Origin of the sequence: Novibacillus thermophilus (assembly GCF_002005165.1) — a bacterium.
In the GTDB taxonomy this organism is placed as follows: domain Bacteria; phylum Bacillota; class Bacilli; order Thermoactinomycetales; family Novibacillaceae; genus Novibacillus; species Novibacillus thermophilus.
In genome coordinates this window covers 102522-118699 of record NZ_CP019699.1, presented here as the reverse complement: position 1 = coordinate 118699, position 16178 = coordinate 102522, and the positions used below count along the sequence as shown (strand labels likewise).

Below are 16178 nucleotides of genomic sequence, written 5' to 3'. Positions count from 1 at the left end.
AACCCTCCTCATGAGTGGTGGCAAGTGTGGGCACTACTTTTCCGCTGTCTCCAAGTTCAGGTTCAACTGTTTATCCCCGGACTGATCTTCATCATCGTCAATTTCGCGAATTTCGATTTCCTCCTCGTCTTCGGCGAGAATTTTCACGTCCATTCCGAGACTCTGCAACTCTTTGATCAGCACTTTAAACGATTCCGGCACACCGGGTTCCGGAACGTTTTCCCCTTTGACAATCGCTTCGTACGTCTTCACGCGACCGACGACGTCATCTGACTTGACAGTCAAAATTTCTTGCAGCGTATAAGCCGCACCGTACGCTTCCAGCGCCCATACTTCCATTTCGCCAAAGCGCTGACCACCGAACTGGGCTTTTCCGCCCAGCGGTTGCTGGGTGACGAGGGAGTACGGACCGGTGGACCGGGCGTGAATTTTGTCGTCTACCATGTGTGCCAACTTCAGCATATACAAGACGCCGACGGTGACGCGATTTTCAAACGGTTCACCACTGCGCCCGTCGTACAGCACAGTTTTGCCGTCTTCATCGAGACCAGCTTCTTTCAACGCTTCAATCGTGTCATCTTCCGTTGCGCCGTCAAACACCGGGGAAGCGACGTAAATGTTCATCGCTTTTGCCGCCATGCCCAGGTGTGTTTCCAGCACCTGTCCAATGTTCATCCGCGACGGAACCCCGAGAGGGTTCAGTACGATGTCAACCGGCGTTCCGTCTGGGAGAAAGGGCATATCTTCTTCCGGCAAAATGCGGGCGATCACCCCTTTGTTCCCGTGTCGTCCGGCCATTTTGTCACCTTCGGAAATTTTTCTCTTCTGGGCGATGTACACCCGCACGAGCTGGTTGACACCCGGGGGCAACTCATCGCCGTTTTCCCGTGTAAACACTTTGACATCGACAACGATGCCGCTCGTTCCGTGCGGGACCCTCAGAGACGTATCGCGCACTTCCCGCGCCTTCTCACCGAATATGGCGTGCAGCAACCGCTCTTCCGCCGTCAGTTCCGTGACCCCTTTCGGCGTCACTTTGCCGACGAGAATATCCCCGGACTTCACTTCCGCACCGATGCGTATAATCCCGCGTTCGTCCAAGTTGCGCAAAGCATCTTCTCCGACGTTGGGGATGTCGCGGGTAATTTCTTCCGGCCCGAGCTTCGTGTCACGGGCTTCCGATTCGTACTCTTCGATGTGAATCGACGTGTACACGTCTTCTTTGACGAGCTTTTCGCTCAAGAGAATGGCGTCTTCGTAGTTGTACCCTTCCCACGTCATAAAGGCGGCGATCACATTCTTTCCGAGCGCCAGCTCTCCCATCTCCGTGGACGGGCCGTCGGCGATGACGTCCCCTTTTTCCACGCGGTCGCCTTTTTTCACGATGGGACGCTGGTTGATACACGTTCCCTGGTTGGAACGCACAAATTTGTACAGCTTATATTTATCTAAGTCGCCTGCGACACGCTGACCGTCCACTTCTCCTTCGTGGCGCACCCATATTTCATCTGCTGTGACGCGCTCCACCGTTCCGGGGCGCTTGGCAATGACGCACACACCGGAATCTTTGGCGGCTTTGTACTCCATGCCGGTTCCGATGATCGGCGCCTCAGGGACGAGGAGTGGCACCGCTTGACGCTGCATGTTCGATCCCATTAACGCTCGGTTCGAGTCGTTGTTTTCCAAAAACGGGATGCACGCCGTTGCGACAGAGACGACTTGTTTCGGGGAGACGTCCATAAAATCGACGCGCTCCTTCGGAACTGTCATCACGTCGTCCCGGTAGCGGGCGAGGACTTCGTCTTTCACAAACGAACCGTCTTCGTTTAAAGGCGCGTTTGCCTGCCCGATAATGTAGTTGTCCTCTTCATCTGCCGTCAAATAGACAATTTCATCAGTGACGCGGCCCGTTTCGGGATCGACTTTCCGGTACGGCGTCTCGATAAAGCCGAATTCGTTCACCCGGGCATAAGTGGAAAGGGAGTTGATCAACCCGATATTCGGACCTTCCGGCGTCTCAATGGGGCACATGCGTCCGTAGTGAGAGTTGTGGACGTCGCGCACTTCGAAACCGGCTCGCTCCCGCGTCAGACCGCCAGGTCCCAACGCGCTTAAACGCCTTTTGTGCGTCAACTCTGCAAGTGGATTCGTTTGGTCCATAAACTGCGACAACTGGCTGGACCCGAAAAACTCCTTGATGGACGCGATGACCGGGCGGATGTTGATCAGTGCCTGCGGTGTAATGGCGTTGGCGTCCTGGATGGACATGCGCTCGCGCACGACGCGTTCCATGCGCGACAAGCCGATGCGAAACTGATTTTGCAACAGTTCGCCGACTGAACGCAGACGGCGGTTGCCTAAGTGGTCAATGTCGTCTGTGTCCCCAATGCCGTGCAATAGATTGATAAAGTAGTTGATGGAGGCGACGATGTCAGCCGCCGTTATGCACTTCGTCTGGTTGGAAATATCGCCGTTTCCGATGACTTTGATCACTTTGCCGTCTTCGAGCGGAGAGTACACTTTCACGCTCTGCACAGTGATACTGGTCTCTTCTGACAGGCCTTCCGTGATGTTGTACGTTTCCTTCCCGGATCCCTTTTCCAAATGGGGGATCAACTTATCTAACAGCCGACGGTCTACAATTTGTCCGGCCTCCGCGATGATTTCCCCGCTCTCGGCATCGACAATCGGCTCGGCCAACTTTTTGTTGAGCAAACGGTTTTTGACGTTGAGCTTTTTGTTGATCTTGTAGCGGCCCACACTCGCCAAATCGTAACGTTTCGGATCGAAGAAACGCGAATTTAACAGGCTCTTGGCGTTTTCCACCGTCGGCGGTTCGCCGGGGCGAAGACGCTCGTATATTTCAATTAACGCTTTTTCGGTCGAGTCGGTATTGTCTTTGTCCAGTGTGTAGCGCACGTACTCCTCATCGCCCAACACCTCGATGATCTCGGCGTCCGTACTGAATCCGAGTGCCCTCAACAGGGCGGTGACGGGCAGCTTCCGCGTACGGTCAATCCGCACGTAGACGATGTCCTTTGCGTCTGTCTCTAATTCTAGCCAAGCTCCGCGGTTCGGGATGACCGTCCCCGTGTAAGTTGTCTTTCCGTTTTTGTCGACTTTTGTGTTAAAATAAACACTAGGTGAACGGACCAACTGGCTGACAATGACTCGCTCCGCGCCGTTAATGATAAACGTTCCGGTATCGGTCATAAGCGGGAAGTCACCCATGAACACTTCCTGTTCCTTGACTTCTCCCGTTTCTTGATTGATCAAACGCACTTTGACGCGCAGCGGCGCAGCGTACGTAACATCGCGCTCTTTCGCCTCTTCAATAGAGTATTTCGGTTCACCCAAGCTGTAATCGATAAATTCCAACACTAAATTCCCCGTGAAGTCTTCAATGGGGGAAATCTCTTGAAACATTTCGCGCAAACCTTGTTCTAAAAACCACTGGTACGAGCTGAGCTGTACTTCAATTAAATTGGGCAGTTCCAGGACTTCTTCGATCCTCGCATAACTTCTCCGCTGGCGCCGACCGTACTGTACAAGTTTACCTGTCAACACTTTCACCCCTCATGCCCGATAATTGGAATCTTTGACCCCACAAAAAAAGAAAATGGGTGACTACCTTTCATTCAAAAAGTGCATATCCCCATCTTTGCCTAATTCAAATCGTTTATTCATTCACCTGCCCTAAATGACAGATTCATTGTGATGGTTTGGTGGCATTCTAAGATTTTATCATAGCCGATAGGCGAAGTCAAAATGTTTCTGCAGACAGATTTTCCTGTCTAGTTACGGCAGCGTATAACAGCATACCCTTTACTCCTTACAGCGACCGTCACGTCGGAAAAGAGAGACTGGAGTTTTTTTATGGCAGAAGGAGCCCCTTGCTTTTTCTGTATGACGAGCCAAAACTGTCCGTTTTCCCGCAAATGGGTACGCGTTTCTTCGAATAAACGGTATACGACTCGTTTGCCCGCGCGAATAGGAGGGTTCGTCAAAACCCAGTCAAAGGAAAGGTGTTTTAACGCCGACAGTCCATCACTTTCTAAGACAGTGACCTGCTCAACCCCATTCCGTTTCGCATTGTGACGACACAGTTCGAGTGCCCGGCGATTGACGTCGGCCATCACGACGCGGGAACGGGGAGACCACGACGCGACCGCGATTCCGATCGGACCGTACCCGCAACCGAGATCGAGTACGTCTCCTTCCAGCGGCAGGGGCAGCGCTTCAATTAACAGGCGCGTTCCGTAATCGACCCCTTTTTTCGAGAATACGGACGCGTCCGTCGAAAATGTCAACGTCCGGCCACGAATGTCTGTCGAAAATTCCCGTTTGTCCCTTTCACTGATCGGATTGCGAGAGTAATAGTGGTCCCCGATGGAAATCGCCCCCTAGACAGATAACCCGCCGAGAACACTCAGCGGGTTATACCGGAACTAAAACTACTTCAGCTCGACTTTTGCACCTGCTTCTTCCAACTTGCCTTTAATTTCTTCGGCTTCTTCTTTGGAAACCCCTTCTTTAATCGGCTTCGGCGCTTCGTCGACGAGAGCTTTCGCTTCTTTTAAGCCCAGACCCGTAATGGTGCGAACGGCTTTAATGACGTTAATTTTAGAAGCTCCAGCTTCAGCCAGAATGACATCGAACTCCGTCTGCTCCTCAGCAGCTTCGGCCGGTGCGGCAGCGCCTGCTACTGCAACGGGGGCAGCTGCCGTTACACCAAACTCTTCTTCAATCGCCTTTACCAAGTCATTCAGTTCGAGAACGCTCATGCCTTTAATCGCTTCAATAATTTCTTCCTTACTCAATGAGATAACCTCCATTCATTCCATCTTTTTTCGTCTACGCTTCTTGCCCTTCGCCTTCACCTTGTTGGTCTGCCACAGCCTTGACCGCCAGAGCCATGTTGCGCATCGGGGCCTGGAGAACACTCAACAGCATGGACAACAGACCTTCGTAAGACGGGAGATCAGCCAATTCCTTCAGCTGTTCAACGGTGACGTACTCACCTTCCAACAGGCCAGCTTTAATCTCTAATGCTTCGTGATCTTTCGCGAACTTGTACAACACTTTTGCCGGAGCCACAACGTCTTCGTAGCTAAACGCAAATGCCGTCGGACCCACGAGGTGCTGTTCGAGTTCCGTAAAACCGGCAGCTTCTGCGGCCCGGCGCGACATCGTGTTCTTTAACACTTTAAACTCGACACCGGCTTCGCGAAGCTGTTTTCGAAGTTCCGTCACTTCGGCCACATTTAGTCCGCGGTAATCAGTCAGAACGGTCGTTTTACTCTTTTTCAGCTTTTCCGTGATTTCCTCGACAATTTTTTTCTTTTCCTCGATGGTTGCAGAGGACATGTGTTCTAAACACCTCCTTCTCGACACGGCATATGAAAAGCCTCCGTAAGACATACGGAGGCTGCAGAAAGCAAACGTTCAAACTGCTCCACACGCCTCGGCAGGGTAGAGGTTTAAGCTTAGCGCCCCTGCAGTCTACGGCATTGACGGTATATGGGGTGATGTATGAATGACAGTGTTTACCTTATCACACGACTTCACGCGCGTCAAGGATTTCAGCTGGCAACAGCCGAAATGTCGACGCGAATCCCTGGGCCCATAGACGAAGAGACGGAGACATTGCGAATGTACTGGCCTTTAGCTGCCGGCGGTTTGGCCTTAATTAGTGTCTCAATCAGCGTTTCCAGGTTTTCCGCCAGCTGTCTCGTTTCAAACGACACTTTGCCGATCGGCGCGTGAACGTTCCCCGCCTTATCGACCCGGTACTCGATTTTACCAGCTTTGCTCTCGCTGACGGCTTTCTCGACTTCAAACGTCACCGTCCCCGTTTTCGGGTTCGGCATTAACCCTTTCGGACCGAGAATGCGCCCGAGTTTGCCCACTTGACCCATCATGTCCGGCGTGGCCACGACGACGTCAAAATCGAGCCACCCTTGACTCACTTTTTCGATCAAGTCTTCGTCCCCGACGTAATCTGCGCCGGCCGCCTCTGCCTCTTTCGCTTTCTCGCCTTTGGCGAACACGAGAACGCGTTTCGTTTTCCCGGTTCCGTGGGGCAGCACGACGGCTCCCCGCACTTGTTGGTCAGACCGCTTTGGATCCACGTTGAGCCGAATCGCGGCTTCCACCGTCTCATCAAATTTGGCCGGAGCGATTTTTTTGACCAGATCAAGGGCTTCGGTCGGGCCGTACGCCTTGTCTCGGTCCACTTGTTCCAAGGCCTGTTTATATTTCTTGCCGTGTTTCGCCATCTTACGATCCTCCTTTGTGGTCAAACGGAAGGACTTCCTCCCACACTTTCCGAACCGATTAGTCTTCTACCGCAATCCCCATACTTCTGGCGGTTCCTTCCACCATGCGCATCGCCGCTTCGACGTCGGCAGCGTTCAGGTCCGCCATTTTCGTTTCTGCGATTTCGCGGATTTTATCCCGCTTGATCGTCGCCACTTTGTTCTTGTTCGGTTCACCAGAACCCGTCTCTATGCCGCACGCCTTTTTCAAGAGTACGGCTGCCGGCGGTGTTTTGGTGACAAATGTAAACGAACGGTCTTCATACACCGTAATTTCTACCGGTATAATCAGTCCCGCTTGATCCTGTGTCTGGGCGTTGAAGTCTTTACAAAAGGCCATAATGTTAATGCCCGCAGGCCCCAACGCCGTCCCTACCGGCGGTGCCGGATTCGCTTTACCGGCCGGAATTTGCAGTTTAATCACTTTAAACACTTTCTTTGCCACGCCGTCCACCTCCTTCGTCCATAATGTGGTTAGAGCGGATGGTGAGTCCTCCCACTGTCAAAACAAAACCAAATTTATCATACAAACACGAAAATCGCAACCACCTTAAGGCGGGGTGTTGTTCGTCAGTGATATTGTCATATTGTAACGCGTCAGTGAAAATGTCACATATGGGAGAGAACATATTCATGAGCAGACAAGAGCTGAAGCGTTACACCGTCATTGATCGCTGGATTCAAGGTTTGATCACAGGAGGTGAAGCCGCTGAACTCCTTGGGTTAAGTTACCGCCAGGTTTGTCGTCTCAAAAAACGGGTGCTTGAGGAGGGGGAAACGGGGATTATCCACAAAAACAAAGGACGCAAACCGGCACACGCACTGTCTGACAATACACGTCAAAGAATTCTGGAGCTCCACCAAAGCGATGCGTATCAAGGGTGTAATGATGTGCATTTTGCCGAATTGTTGGCCAAGTACGAAGGAATTCACGTCAGTCCGTCAACCGTGCGTCGCATTCGCTCTGAGGCCGGCATCAAACCGAAACGCAAACGGCGTCCGGCTAACGTGCACCGGCCACGTGAGCGAAAGCCACAAGCCGGCATGTTAGTCCAAATGGACGGGAGCCCTCACCCTTGGTTGGAAGATCGAGCGGAACCGATGTCCCTTCTTGCCGCCATTGATGATGCCACTGGAAAAGTCGTGGCTGCTCTTTTCCGGCCACAGGAGGACACCGAGGGCTATTTTAGGCTGACACGACAGATGATTGAGCAAACTGGCATTCCGATGAGTGTGTATTCGGATCGCCATATGATTTTCCGTTCCCCTAACGAGAAGCAAACGATCGAGCAGGAATTGGCGGGAGAACCCGTTCCTTTGTCGCAATTCGGACAAGCCCTTGAAGAGTTAGGTGTGACTCATATCAAAGCCTTAACACCACAAGCCAAGGGACGGATTGAACGGCTGTTCCAAACGCTACAAGACCGTTGGATTGTCGAGTTGCGCCTCCGGGGCATCGACACCATTGAGGAGGCCAACACGGTGCTGCCGGAGTTGATCAAAGCGCATAACGAACAGTTTGCGGTTGAACCGCGTGACCCAGAAAGTGCGTTTGTCCCTTTGGAACAAGGACAAGCGTTGGATCTAATTCTTTGCTACCGTGAAAAGCGTACTCTGGGAACCGGAGAAACAATTGCTTACAAAGGAAAAACCTACACAATAGATCGCTCGGATCACCAACAAACCATCCCGCGCAAAACCCGTGTCGAAGTGCGAGAAACATTAGACGGAAGACTATTTGTCCGGCACAAAGGGGTGGATTACCCCTAAAGGAAACAGTAAAACCAAAACGCCAGTCGCTGCAAAAACAAAAGGCGAGCTCGGAGAAACAACCTCACAAGCCCGCACTCAATCATCCTTGGCGCCAATATGGGCGCACCCAATCTAAATCTAGGATACGACAACGGGCTTAAAAAATCTAGACTGTGCCGTTAGAATACGGACAATGATCCCTTCATCCCTTTTAGCCAGGGAGCTTGTAGTGGGCATTTTATCAAGGGCGAGTGAAACTCGGGCATACGCCTTTACCCTTGATAAAATGCCCACTACAAGCTACGCTCCTGAACGGGATGGGGGAATAACTAAAATAGGACAGAATCACTGACGAGTTAATAGGACATTTTCACTGACGCTTGACACCACCTTAAGGCGGGGTGCGATTCAGCCACAAGTCTCACTGCGGTCACAAAGACTGTTAAACTTTCTCCACTTGAGAAAAATCCAGTTCGATGGGCGTCTCTCGGCCGAACATATTAACCAGCACTTTCAACTTCTGCCGCTGCGCATCAATTTCCTCTATCGATCCGATGAAGTCAGTAAACGGCCCCTCTTTCACTTTGACCGATTCGTTAATGTCGAAATCGATCTTTGGAACCGCGTCCTCCACACCCATTTTCTTCAGAATGGCCTGCACTTCATCGGGCATGAGGGGAGTCGGTTTAGAGCCAGCGCCAGATGAGCCGACGAAACCGGTCACACCCGGTGTATTGCGCACGACGTACCACGAGTCGTCGGTCATAATCATCTCGACGAGCACATACCCAGGAAAAACTTTGCGCTGTACCGTCTTTTTCTGACCGTCTTTGTTTTCCACTTCCTCTTCTGTCGGCACCATAACTCTGAAAATTTTGTCTTGCATTTCCATCGATTCCACGCGTTTCTCCAGGTTCGCCTTGACTTTGTTTTCGTACCCGGAGTACGTATGGACGACATACCACATCTTTTCCATCGCTCGACCAGGGCTAAAACGCCCCTATGCCCCCTTATTGGGTAAAGTTATCCGACAATCAACTGTACAAGATTCGAAATCCCTAAATCCAAGAGCGTAAAATAAATGGCAACAATGATGACCGTTACGAGAACGACGATCGTGTAACTTGTCAACTCTTTGCGATTGGGCCAGCGGACGCGCTTTAATTCGTTAACACTGTCCCGTATGAAACGGAAGGTTCCCGTCACTCCATTTTTCACGCCGTTCCCCAATCTCGCCAAAAAGCCCACTACCTGGCCACCCCTCTAATGCCCTCTATCTCATAACAGTTCCGTTACCTCGTTTCACGGTGAAGGGTGTGACGATTGTCTCGCGGGCAGTACTTTCTGAATTCAATGCGATCAGGATGCTTCTGTTTGTTTTTTGTCGTTGTGTAGTTGCGTTCGCCACATTCCGTACACGCCAACGTAACCGTTACACGCACGATGCGTACCTCCTTTTATGTGAAACTGACGCCCGTTGACAAACACGTGCATCAGCGCGTAGAACCTACTAATTCGGTGAGCATGAAAACAAATCACTAAAATACTGTATCACAGCAGGACAAAACGTGTCAACTGATCCCAGTGCTGCCAGCCTCCGCCTTCCTTGCTTATTGGACTATTATTGACAACAAAGACCCCGTCAAAACATCGTCACGATACAGGTTGAGAGAGGTCGTCACGCACTTCCAAATATCGCTCTAACTTTCGCTTTACCCGCTGCAAGGCATTGTCAATGGACTTCACGTGTCGGTTTAAATCGAGGGCGATTTCCTGATATGATTGGCCGTCCAAATAAAGCCGCAAGACTTTACGCTCCAACTCGCTCAATATTTCAGACAGTCGGATTTCGATGTCGTCAAACTCTTCCTGATTAATCATGAGTTCTTCTGGATCTGACACCTTCGTGGCGCACAAGACATCCAACAGCGTGCGGTCCGAATCTTCATCGTAGATAGGCTTGTCCAGTGAAACGTAAGAGTTGAGAGGAATGTGTTTTTGACGGGTTGCGGTTTTGATGGCGGTAATTATTTGACGGGTAATACACAGTTCCGCAAACGCCTTAAAGGAAGACAGCTTGTCCCCGCGAAAATCGCGGATGGCTTTGTACAGACCAATCATCCCCTCTTGCACGATGTCCTCCCGGTCCGCTCCGATTAAAAAATAAGACCTCGCTTTAGCGCGCACAAAGTTTTTATACTTGTTGATCAAGTACTCCAGCGCTGTCCCGTCAGACACGTGCACGCGTTCCACCAGCTCTTCATCCGTCAACAGGTGCCAGTCGGTCTGCTGCTTTTTCTCTTTCAAATCTACACTCACTCTCATCCCCCCGATGACAGGATATAGCGGTTCCATCGCGATAGCGCAGTAGTCTCATTATTATACCTGGATTGTAACAAAATCGTCAAATATCACGACTGCTGCCGCCTCCTCAACTGCTCCAAACGTCGTTTCACCTCCTCGCTTAGCCCTTGCCCCAACGTCGTCCGTTCCAATTTCATGTCCTCCACTTTCCTGGAGACAGACGTTTCAGCCCTTTGCACAGCTTGCAACAACTCCCTCGCAGAAATGCGCAGGGCACCGCGGCCGAATGTAATGCGCTGTTCTACGTAGTCAGACGTCGCGACGAACAGCCGCCGTCGGTACGGATCTCTCAACTTACCGACGAGCCGTTCGATACATTCGTCAGCCGTTTCTTCTGCATCCGTAAATATGACAGAAAGGTATTCAGAAGACTCGTGTTCGCCTCTTCCCGGTACGTGTTGGGCATCAAATACCACTACGACGCGCTGGGCTGTGTACGCCGCGTACTCTGACAAGATGTCGGTTAACCTGTCCCGAGCCGCAGCTAAATTGAATCGTTTCAGTTGGCGCAACTCAGGCCACGCACCGATCACATTGTATCCGTCGACGACTAACCATTCTTCCATTCGTTCGCCTCGCATTCACACGGTCCGTTGACGCATGACTTCGTACAGCATGATCCCTGCTGCTACGGAAGCATTCAAGGAATTGACGGTGCCTCTCATCGGAAGGCGAACAACGTAATCGCAATTTTCTCGAACGAGACGGCTGATCCCTTTCCCTTCACTCCCGATGACGATGACAGTAGGTTCAGTAAAATCCACTTCTGTGTAAGAACGGTCCCCCGCCGCTTCGGCGCCTGTCACCCAAAATCCTTCTTGCTTCAATTCTTTCAGTGTGTGTACGAGATTCGTCACGCGAACGACCGGTACGTACTCCACAGCGCCGGCAGACGTTTTGGCCACTGTAGGCGTTAAACCGGCGGCTCGGCGTTTCGGGATGATGACACCGTGTACACCGGCCGCATCAGCTGTCCGGATGATGGAACCTAAATTGTGCGGGTCTTCAATCCCGTCCAGAACGAGCAAAAGCGGAAGGTCTCCCCTCTTTTGAGCAAGGTTCAGCACTTCCGCCAAGTCCGAATAATGCCGGGGAGCCGCCATGGCCACAACGCCTTGGTGTGGCACGCCTCCCGTCACGTGATCAAGCTTGTGCCGCTTGACGTATTGAACGACGATGCCCCGTCTTTTGGCTAACTGCAAGATTGGAGCCACACTCGCCGGTTTTACTCCTTTGGCGACGAGCAGCTTGTCAATCGGCCGGTTGGCCTTTAACGCTTCTGTCACCGGATTTTTGCCTGCCAGCCACTCACTCATCCGTTCGTTTCCTCTCTTTTTCCACGGTGTCGATGACCTGTTCCATTATTTGAGACAACCTCTTCACTTGGTCGGTCAAGTACAGGTACCCTACGAGGGCTTCCACCGCCGTACTGTGGCGGTACTCGTGCACGCCCGCGTGTTTCGGCGTCGTTTTCGACTTTGCATTGCGACCGCGACGGACGATGTCCCGCTCTTTTTCCGTCAACTCCGGCATGAGCCGTTTCAACGCCTCCGCTTGCGCTTTAGCCGAAACAAAACGGATCGATTCCTTCTGCAAGTCGCCCGGCTTGACAATGCCGCACGCGAGTAAATGGTACCGTACGTACAACTCCCACACGGCATCCCCGATGTAGGCGAGGGAAAGGGGGTGATCGACCCGGACGGGCCGAACGTCGTCGCCAGGCACCACACCGACTTTGTCAAAACTGAACGTCATTTGCGACGCCACCGTACACCTTGCGGTGTGTCTTCGAGAATGATGCCCTTCTGCCTCAAGTGATCGCGTATGCTGTCCGCTTTTGCAAAATCTCGCTCTTTGCGCGCCCGATCGCGCTCCGCAATCAACCGTTCGATGTCGCTGTCCAAAAGCGATTCATCTTGCGGGAGCAGCCCGAGTATCTCTTCTGCATACGTGTCAAACCACGCCAGGTACGCTTCTACCGATTCGCGGTAAACGACGGGACGGTTTAAAAACTCATTCGCTTCGCGCACCGCTTTAAACACGACGGACATGGCGTTGGGAGTGTTGAAGTCGTCGTCCATCGCTTGTTCAAACTTCTCTGACAGCGCCTGTAAAGTGCGTTCCACATCTGGTTCTACCTTTTCAGAACGCGAAGCGGACAGACGGTGTTTCAAATTGGCAGCGCAGGTGTGAATGCGTTCAACAGCATTTTCCGCTTGTTCAATGAGCGCCTGGCTGAAATTAAGGGGCTGACGGTAGTGTGCTGACAACAAGACATAGCGAATGGGAAGCGGCGAAAACTGCTCCAGCAACTCGTTGACCCGCACGACGTTCCCGAGGGACTTAGACATTTTTTCGTTGTCCATGTTAATAAACCCGTTATGCAGCCAGTAGCGGGCGAACGGCTTTTGGCCGGTGAGGGCTTCACTCTGGGCGATTTCATTTTCGTGGTGCGGAAACGTTAAATCACTGCCGCCCGCGTGGATGTCAATCGTGTCTCCCAGAAATTTCCGACTCATGACGGAACACTCAATGTGCCATCCCGGGCGCCCCTTCCCCCACGGACTGTCCCACGCAATTTCTCCCGGCTTGGCCGGTTTCCACAGTACAAAGTCCAGCGGGTCTTCCTTCGCCTCGTTCACTTCGACACGAGCTCCCGCCTTTAACTCGTCCGGTGACTGGTGTGACAGTTTGCCGTAATCCTTCTGACTTCGGGCGCGAAAGTAGACGTGCTGTTCCGATTCATAAGCGACTCCTTTGTCCAAAAGTTGTCGGATGCTCTCGATGATGTCCGGCATATTTTCCGTCACGCGCGGATGAACGTCGGCACGGTGCACGCCGAGTTTGTCGACCGCATCAAAGTAGGCGTCAATGTACCGCTCTGCGATCTCCGGAACCGTACTTCCTTCTTCACGGGCGGCGCGGATCAGCTTGTCATCGACATCGGTAAAGTTTTGCACGTACTTGACGTCATACCCTTTGTATTTCAAATACCGCCGTACAACGTCGAATACGACGAACGGCCGTGCGTTCCCGATGTGAATATGGTTGTACACAGTCGGACCGCAGACGTACATGCGAACTTTTCCCGGTTCAATCGTCTTGAATGTCTCTTTCTCTCTAGTCAACGTGTTGAACAGTTTCACGCCCATAACATTCTTCCCTCTCTTTTTTCAGAAGTGCCAATTCGCGCTTCAACGAATCTATTTCTTGTTCCATCGTCTTCAGTTTGTCGGCAACGGGATCAGGCAAGTTAATGTGGTCAAGGTCGTTTGGAACGCGCTCGCCGTCTTGGCGGACGACTCTCCCGGGAACTCCGACGACGGTTGAGTTGGGGGGAACTTCTTGCAGCACGACCGAACCAGCCCCAATTTTTGAGCCGCGCCCAATCCGCATGGAGCCCAACACTTTCGCTCCCGATGCAATCATGACGTTATCTTCTATCGTCGGATGACGCTTGCCCTTTTCTTTTCCCGTTCCACCTAACGTGACCCCTTGAAACAGCGTGACGTTGTCCCCGATTTCACACGTTTCGCCAATGACAACCCCCATCCCGTGATCGATGAACACACCTTTACCGATGCGCGCACCGGGATGGATCTCTATGCCGGTAAAGAAACGGCTCAATTGGGAGATGATGCGGGCGATCAAAAAGTGTTTGCGCTTGTACAAGGCGTGAGCGATTCGATGAGCCCAGATCGCGTGCAACCCTGAGTAAGTCAACACGACTTCGAAGACGCTCCTCGCCGCTGGATCACGCTCAAACACGGCGTCTATGTCGGCTTTCATCGTTTGCCACATGCCCACTGATGTCACCCCTCCTTATAAAGTGCTGTCGAACTTCACACGTACAACAGTCCTTGGCACCGCACAAAACGCCATCCTTCTATAAAAAACCGCCTCAGTAGCTATGGCTACAGAGACGGGTAATTGCCGCGGTTCCACTCTGTTTGAGCCCAGTAGGACTCCCCTTAGGTCCCGGTAACGGCGGGGACCGAATGAGACGCGTTCCAAACGGCATACGCCATCTCGAACGTCTCTTTCAGGCTTACTCGCTTTCAGCCTGTAACTCCCAGGGGCACATGGGCTGGCGCGCTTCAGATGGCTCTCAGCCAGCGGCCATCTTCTCTGGTGAATGCGCGGATCTCCAGCTCCTTCTCCTGTTCATCGCCTTTCTTTTATTCAACTTTCCCTTATTGTGAAACAAGGCGGTGATAGTTGTCAATAACGTACTTTAGCCGTTGCTCCACTTTTTCGCGTCCGATCAAAGAGATCGTTTCCTTCAAATCGGGGCCGTGAACTTGTCCCGTCAACGCTGCCCGCACAGGCATAAACAGTTGCTTGCCCTTCTTCCCGCTCTCCTTTTGCGTCCCTTTGAACGCCTGTTGCAGCGTATCGGGGCGGAACGCTTCCAACGCCTCCACCTGCTTCTGAAATGCCTTCAAAACGTCTAAAACGTGATCTTCCGCCAGTACCGCCTTCGCGTCATCGCTGTAAGAGAGCTGATTGCGGAAAAACAGGTCCGTCAGTTCGACAATTTCAGCCCCGTACCTCAACTGCTCCTGGTACAAACCGATGAGGCGTTCAACCCACGCGTTTTGTTCGGGGGTGCGTTCTTTCGGGATTCGCCCAGCTTGCTCTAAGTGGGGCACACACAAGTTCACAATGCGATCTAAATCGGACTCCTTTATGTAGTGGTTGTTCATCCACTTCAACTTTTCCGGATCAAAAACAGCCGGCGCTTTGGACAACCGCTCCAGGGAAAACAACTCCACTAATTCATCCAGAGAGAAGATCTCATCTTCTGCACGCGGTTCGGGCGGAGCCCAACCGAGTAGGGCGAAAAAGTTCACCAAAGCCTCTGGCAAGTAACCCAATTTCTCGTATTGGTCGACAAACTGAATAATCGTCTCATCACGCTTGCTCATTTTTTTCCGGTCCTTGTTGAGGATGAGCGAAGCGTGGGCAAAGCGGGGCGTCTGAAATCCGAGTGCTTCGTAAAGCAACACCTGGAGGGGAGTGTTGGACAAGTGCTCTTCCGCCCGTATCACATGCGAAATCTTCATCAGCGCATCGTCGACCGTTACGGCAAAATTGTACGTCGGGCGACCGTCGGGACGAGCAATGACAAAATCCCCGATTCCGTTGGATTCAAACGTGACCTTTCCGCGCACGATATCGTCGACGACAATCGTCCGGTCTTCCGGAACTCGAAAGCGTACAGTCGGCTTTCGCCCCTCGGCCTGGAACCGCCGTATGTCGTCCTCACTTAGTTGGCGACACCTGCCGGAGTACCGCGGCATCTCGCCCCTCGCCTGCTGCGCCTTTCGCTCCTCCTCTAACTCTTCTTTCGTACAGTAGCAGTAGTAGGCTTTCCCTTCTTGCAGTAATTGATGTATATATTTCTCATACGTGTCCAAGCGTTCCATGGAACGGTACGGGGCGAAGGGCCCTCCCACATCGACGCTTTCGTCCCAATGGAGTCCGAGCCACTTCAGGCTGTCCAACAGCCCCTGTTCCGCCTGTGCCACATTCCGCTCTTGATCGGTGTCTTCAATTCTGACAATAAATTGGCCTCCCGTCTTGCGGGCGAGCAAATAACAAAATAAAGCCGTCCGCGCTCCACCTATATGCAAGTGACCAGTCGGACTCGGCGCATAACGCGTCCGCACCTTGACTGTTTCCACCATGGTATAACTCCTTCCTGTATCCATATCATCGTCTATACACGCTGCCAGTACCCGT

At 52.2% G+C, this 16178-nt stretch carries 16 protein-coding genes, 1 pseudogene and 1 other annotated feature; of the genes and pseudogenes, 1 reads left to right on the top strand and 16 read right to left on the bottom strand.

The features are described from left to right. Positions 1-33 precede the first annotated feature (33 nt). The 6 genes from rpoB to rplK form a co-directional block, all read right to left on the bottom strand. A complete protein-coding gene (rpoB, locus tag B0W44_RS00640; protein WP_077718340.1) occupies positions 34-3564 on the bottom strand; it encodes a DNA-directed RNA polymerase subunit beta in 3531 nt (1176 codons plus the stop codon). Positions 3565-3794: 230 nt separating this feature from the next. Then, positions 3795-4310 carry a class I SAM-dependent methyltransferase gene (locus B0W44_RS00635; protein WP_335582639.1) on the bottom strand — a complete coding sequence of 172 codons (516 nt, stop codon included), beginning with the start codon at positions 4308-4310 and terminating at the stop codon, positions 3795-3797. 144 nt (positions 4311-4454) lie between these two features. After that, the gene (gene rplL / locus B0W44_RS00630; protein WP_077718338.1) at positions 4455-4820 is read right to left on the bottom strand and encodes a 50S ribosomal protein L7/L12; all 366 of its coding nucleotides are present in this window, start codon (positions 4818-4820) and stop codon (positions 4455-4457) included. Positions 4821-4854: 34 nt separating this feature from the next. Then, on the bottom strand, positions 4855-5367 hold the full coding sequence (gene rplJ / locus B0W44_RS00625) for a 50S ribosomal protein L10 (protein ID WP_077718337.1): 513 nt from the start codon (positions 5365-5367) through the stop codon (positions 4855-4857). Between the two features lie 24 nt (positions 5368-5391). After that, positions 5392-5526 (bottom strand) — a sequence feature (ribosomal protein L10 leader region). A 56-nt stretch (positions 5527-5582) separates the two neighbouring features. After that, on the bottom strand, positions 5583-6278 hold the full coding sequence (rplA, locus tag B0W44_RS00620) for a 50S ribosomal protein L1 (protein ID WP_077718336.1): 696 nt from the start codon (positions 6276-6278) through the stop codon (positions 5583-5585). Positions 6279-6336: 58 nt separating this feature from the next. Beyond that, positions 6337-6762, bottom strand: coding sequence for a 50S ribosomal protein L11 (rplK, locus tag B0W44_RS00615; RefSeq protein WP_077718335.1), 426 nt, complete (start codon positions 6760-6762; stop codon positions 6337-6339). Between the two features lie 188 nt (positions 6763-6950). On the opposite strand from rplK, the pseudogene B0W44_RS00610 reads away from it, so the two are divergent. Next, a pseudogene (locus tag B0W44_RS00610) lies at positions 6951-8230 on the top strand (ISNCY family transposase). A 281-nt stretch (positions 8231-8511) separates the two neighbouring features. Here B0W44_RS00610 and nusG read toward each other — a convergent pair. The 10 genes from nusG to gltX form a co-directional block, all read right to left on the bottom strand. After that, a complete protein-coding gene (gene nusG / locus B0W44_RS00605) occupies positions 8512-9045 on the bottom strand; it encodes a transcription termination/antitermination protein NusG (RefSeq protein ID WP_077718334.1) in 534 nt (177 codons plus the stop codon). Positions 9046-9092: 47 nt separating this feature from the next. Next, positions 9093-9317, bottom strand: a complete 225-nt coding sequence (secE, locus tag B0W44_RS00600; protein ID WP_077718333.1) for a preprotein translocase subunit SecE — start codon at positions 9315-9317, stop codon at positions 9093-9095. 44 nt (positions 9318-9361) lie between these two features. Next, entirely contained in the window at positions 9362-9511 is a 150-nt protein-coding gene (gene rpmG / locus B0W44_RS00595; RefSeq protein ID WP_077718332.1) for a 50S ribosomal protein L33, read from the bottom strand. A gap of 211 nt (positions 9512-9722) precedes the next feature. Next, positions 9723-10388 (bottom strand): RNA polymerase sporulation sigma factor SigH, encoded by a 666-nt coding sequence (gene sigH, locus B0W44_RS00590; RefSeq protein WP_077718331.1) that lies wholly within the window; start codon positions 10386-10388, stop codon positions 9723-9725. A gap of 92 nt (positions 10389-10480) precedes the next feature. Further along, positions 10481-10999 carry an NYN domain-containing protein gene (locus B0W44_RS00585; RefSeq protein WP_228441321.1) on the bottom strand — a complete coding sequence of 173 codons (519 nt, stop codon included), beginning with the start codon at positions 10997-10999 and terminating at the stop codon, positions 10481-10483. Positions 11000-11014: 15 nt separating this feature from the next. Beyond that, positions 11015-11749, bottom strand: a complete 735-nt coding sequence (gene rlmB / locus B0W44_RS00580) for a 23S rRNA (guanosine(2251)-2'-O)-methyltransferase RlmB (RefSeq protein WP_077718329.1) — start codon at positions 11747-11749, stop codon at positions 11015-11017. Then, positions 11742-12188 (bottom strand): Mini-ribonuclease 3, encoded by a 447-nt coding sequence (locus B0W44_RS00575; protein WP_077718328.1) that lies wholly within the window; start codon positions 12186-12188, stop codon positions 11742-11744. Before B0W44_RS00575 ends, rlmB begins: the two co-directional genes overlap by 8 nt. After that, positions 12185-13585 carry a cysteine--tRNA ligase gene (gene cysS / locus B0W44_RS00570; RefSeq protein WP_077718327.1) on the bottom strand — a complete coding sequence of 467 codons (1401 nt, stop codon included), beginning with the start codon at positions 13583-13585 and terminating at the stop codon, positions 12185-12187. Before cysS ends, B0W44_RS00575 begins: the two co-directional genes overlap by 4 nt. Beyond that, positions 13554-14234, bottom strand: a complete 681-nt coding sequence (gene epsC / locus B0W44_RS00565) for a serine O-acetyltransferase EpsC (RefSeq protein ID WP_077721182.1) — start codon at positions 14232-14234, stop codon at positions 13554-13556. The genes cysS and epsC overlap by 32 nt, the downstream gene beginning before the upstream one ends. Positions 14235-14626: 392 nt before the next feature. Continuing rightward, positions 14627-16123: a glutamate--tRNA ligase gene (gene gltX / locus B0W44_RS00560; RefSeq protein WP_077718326.1), complete on the bottom strand. Its 1497-nt coding sequence runs from the start codon at positions 16121-16123 to the stop codon at positions 14627-14629. Between the last annotated feature and the right edge of the window lie 55 nt (positions 16124-16178).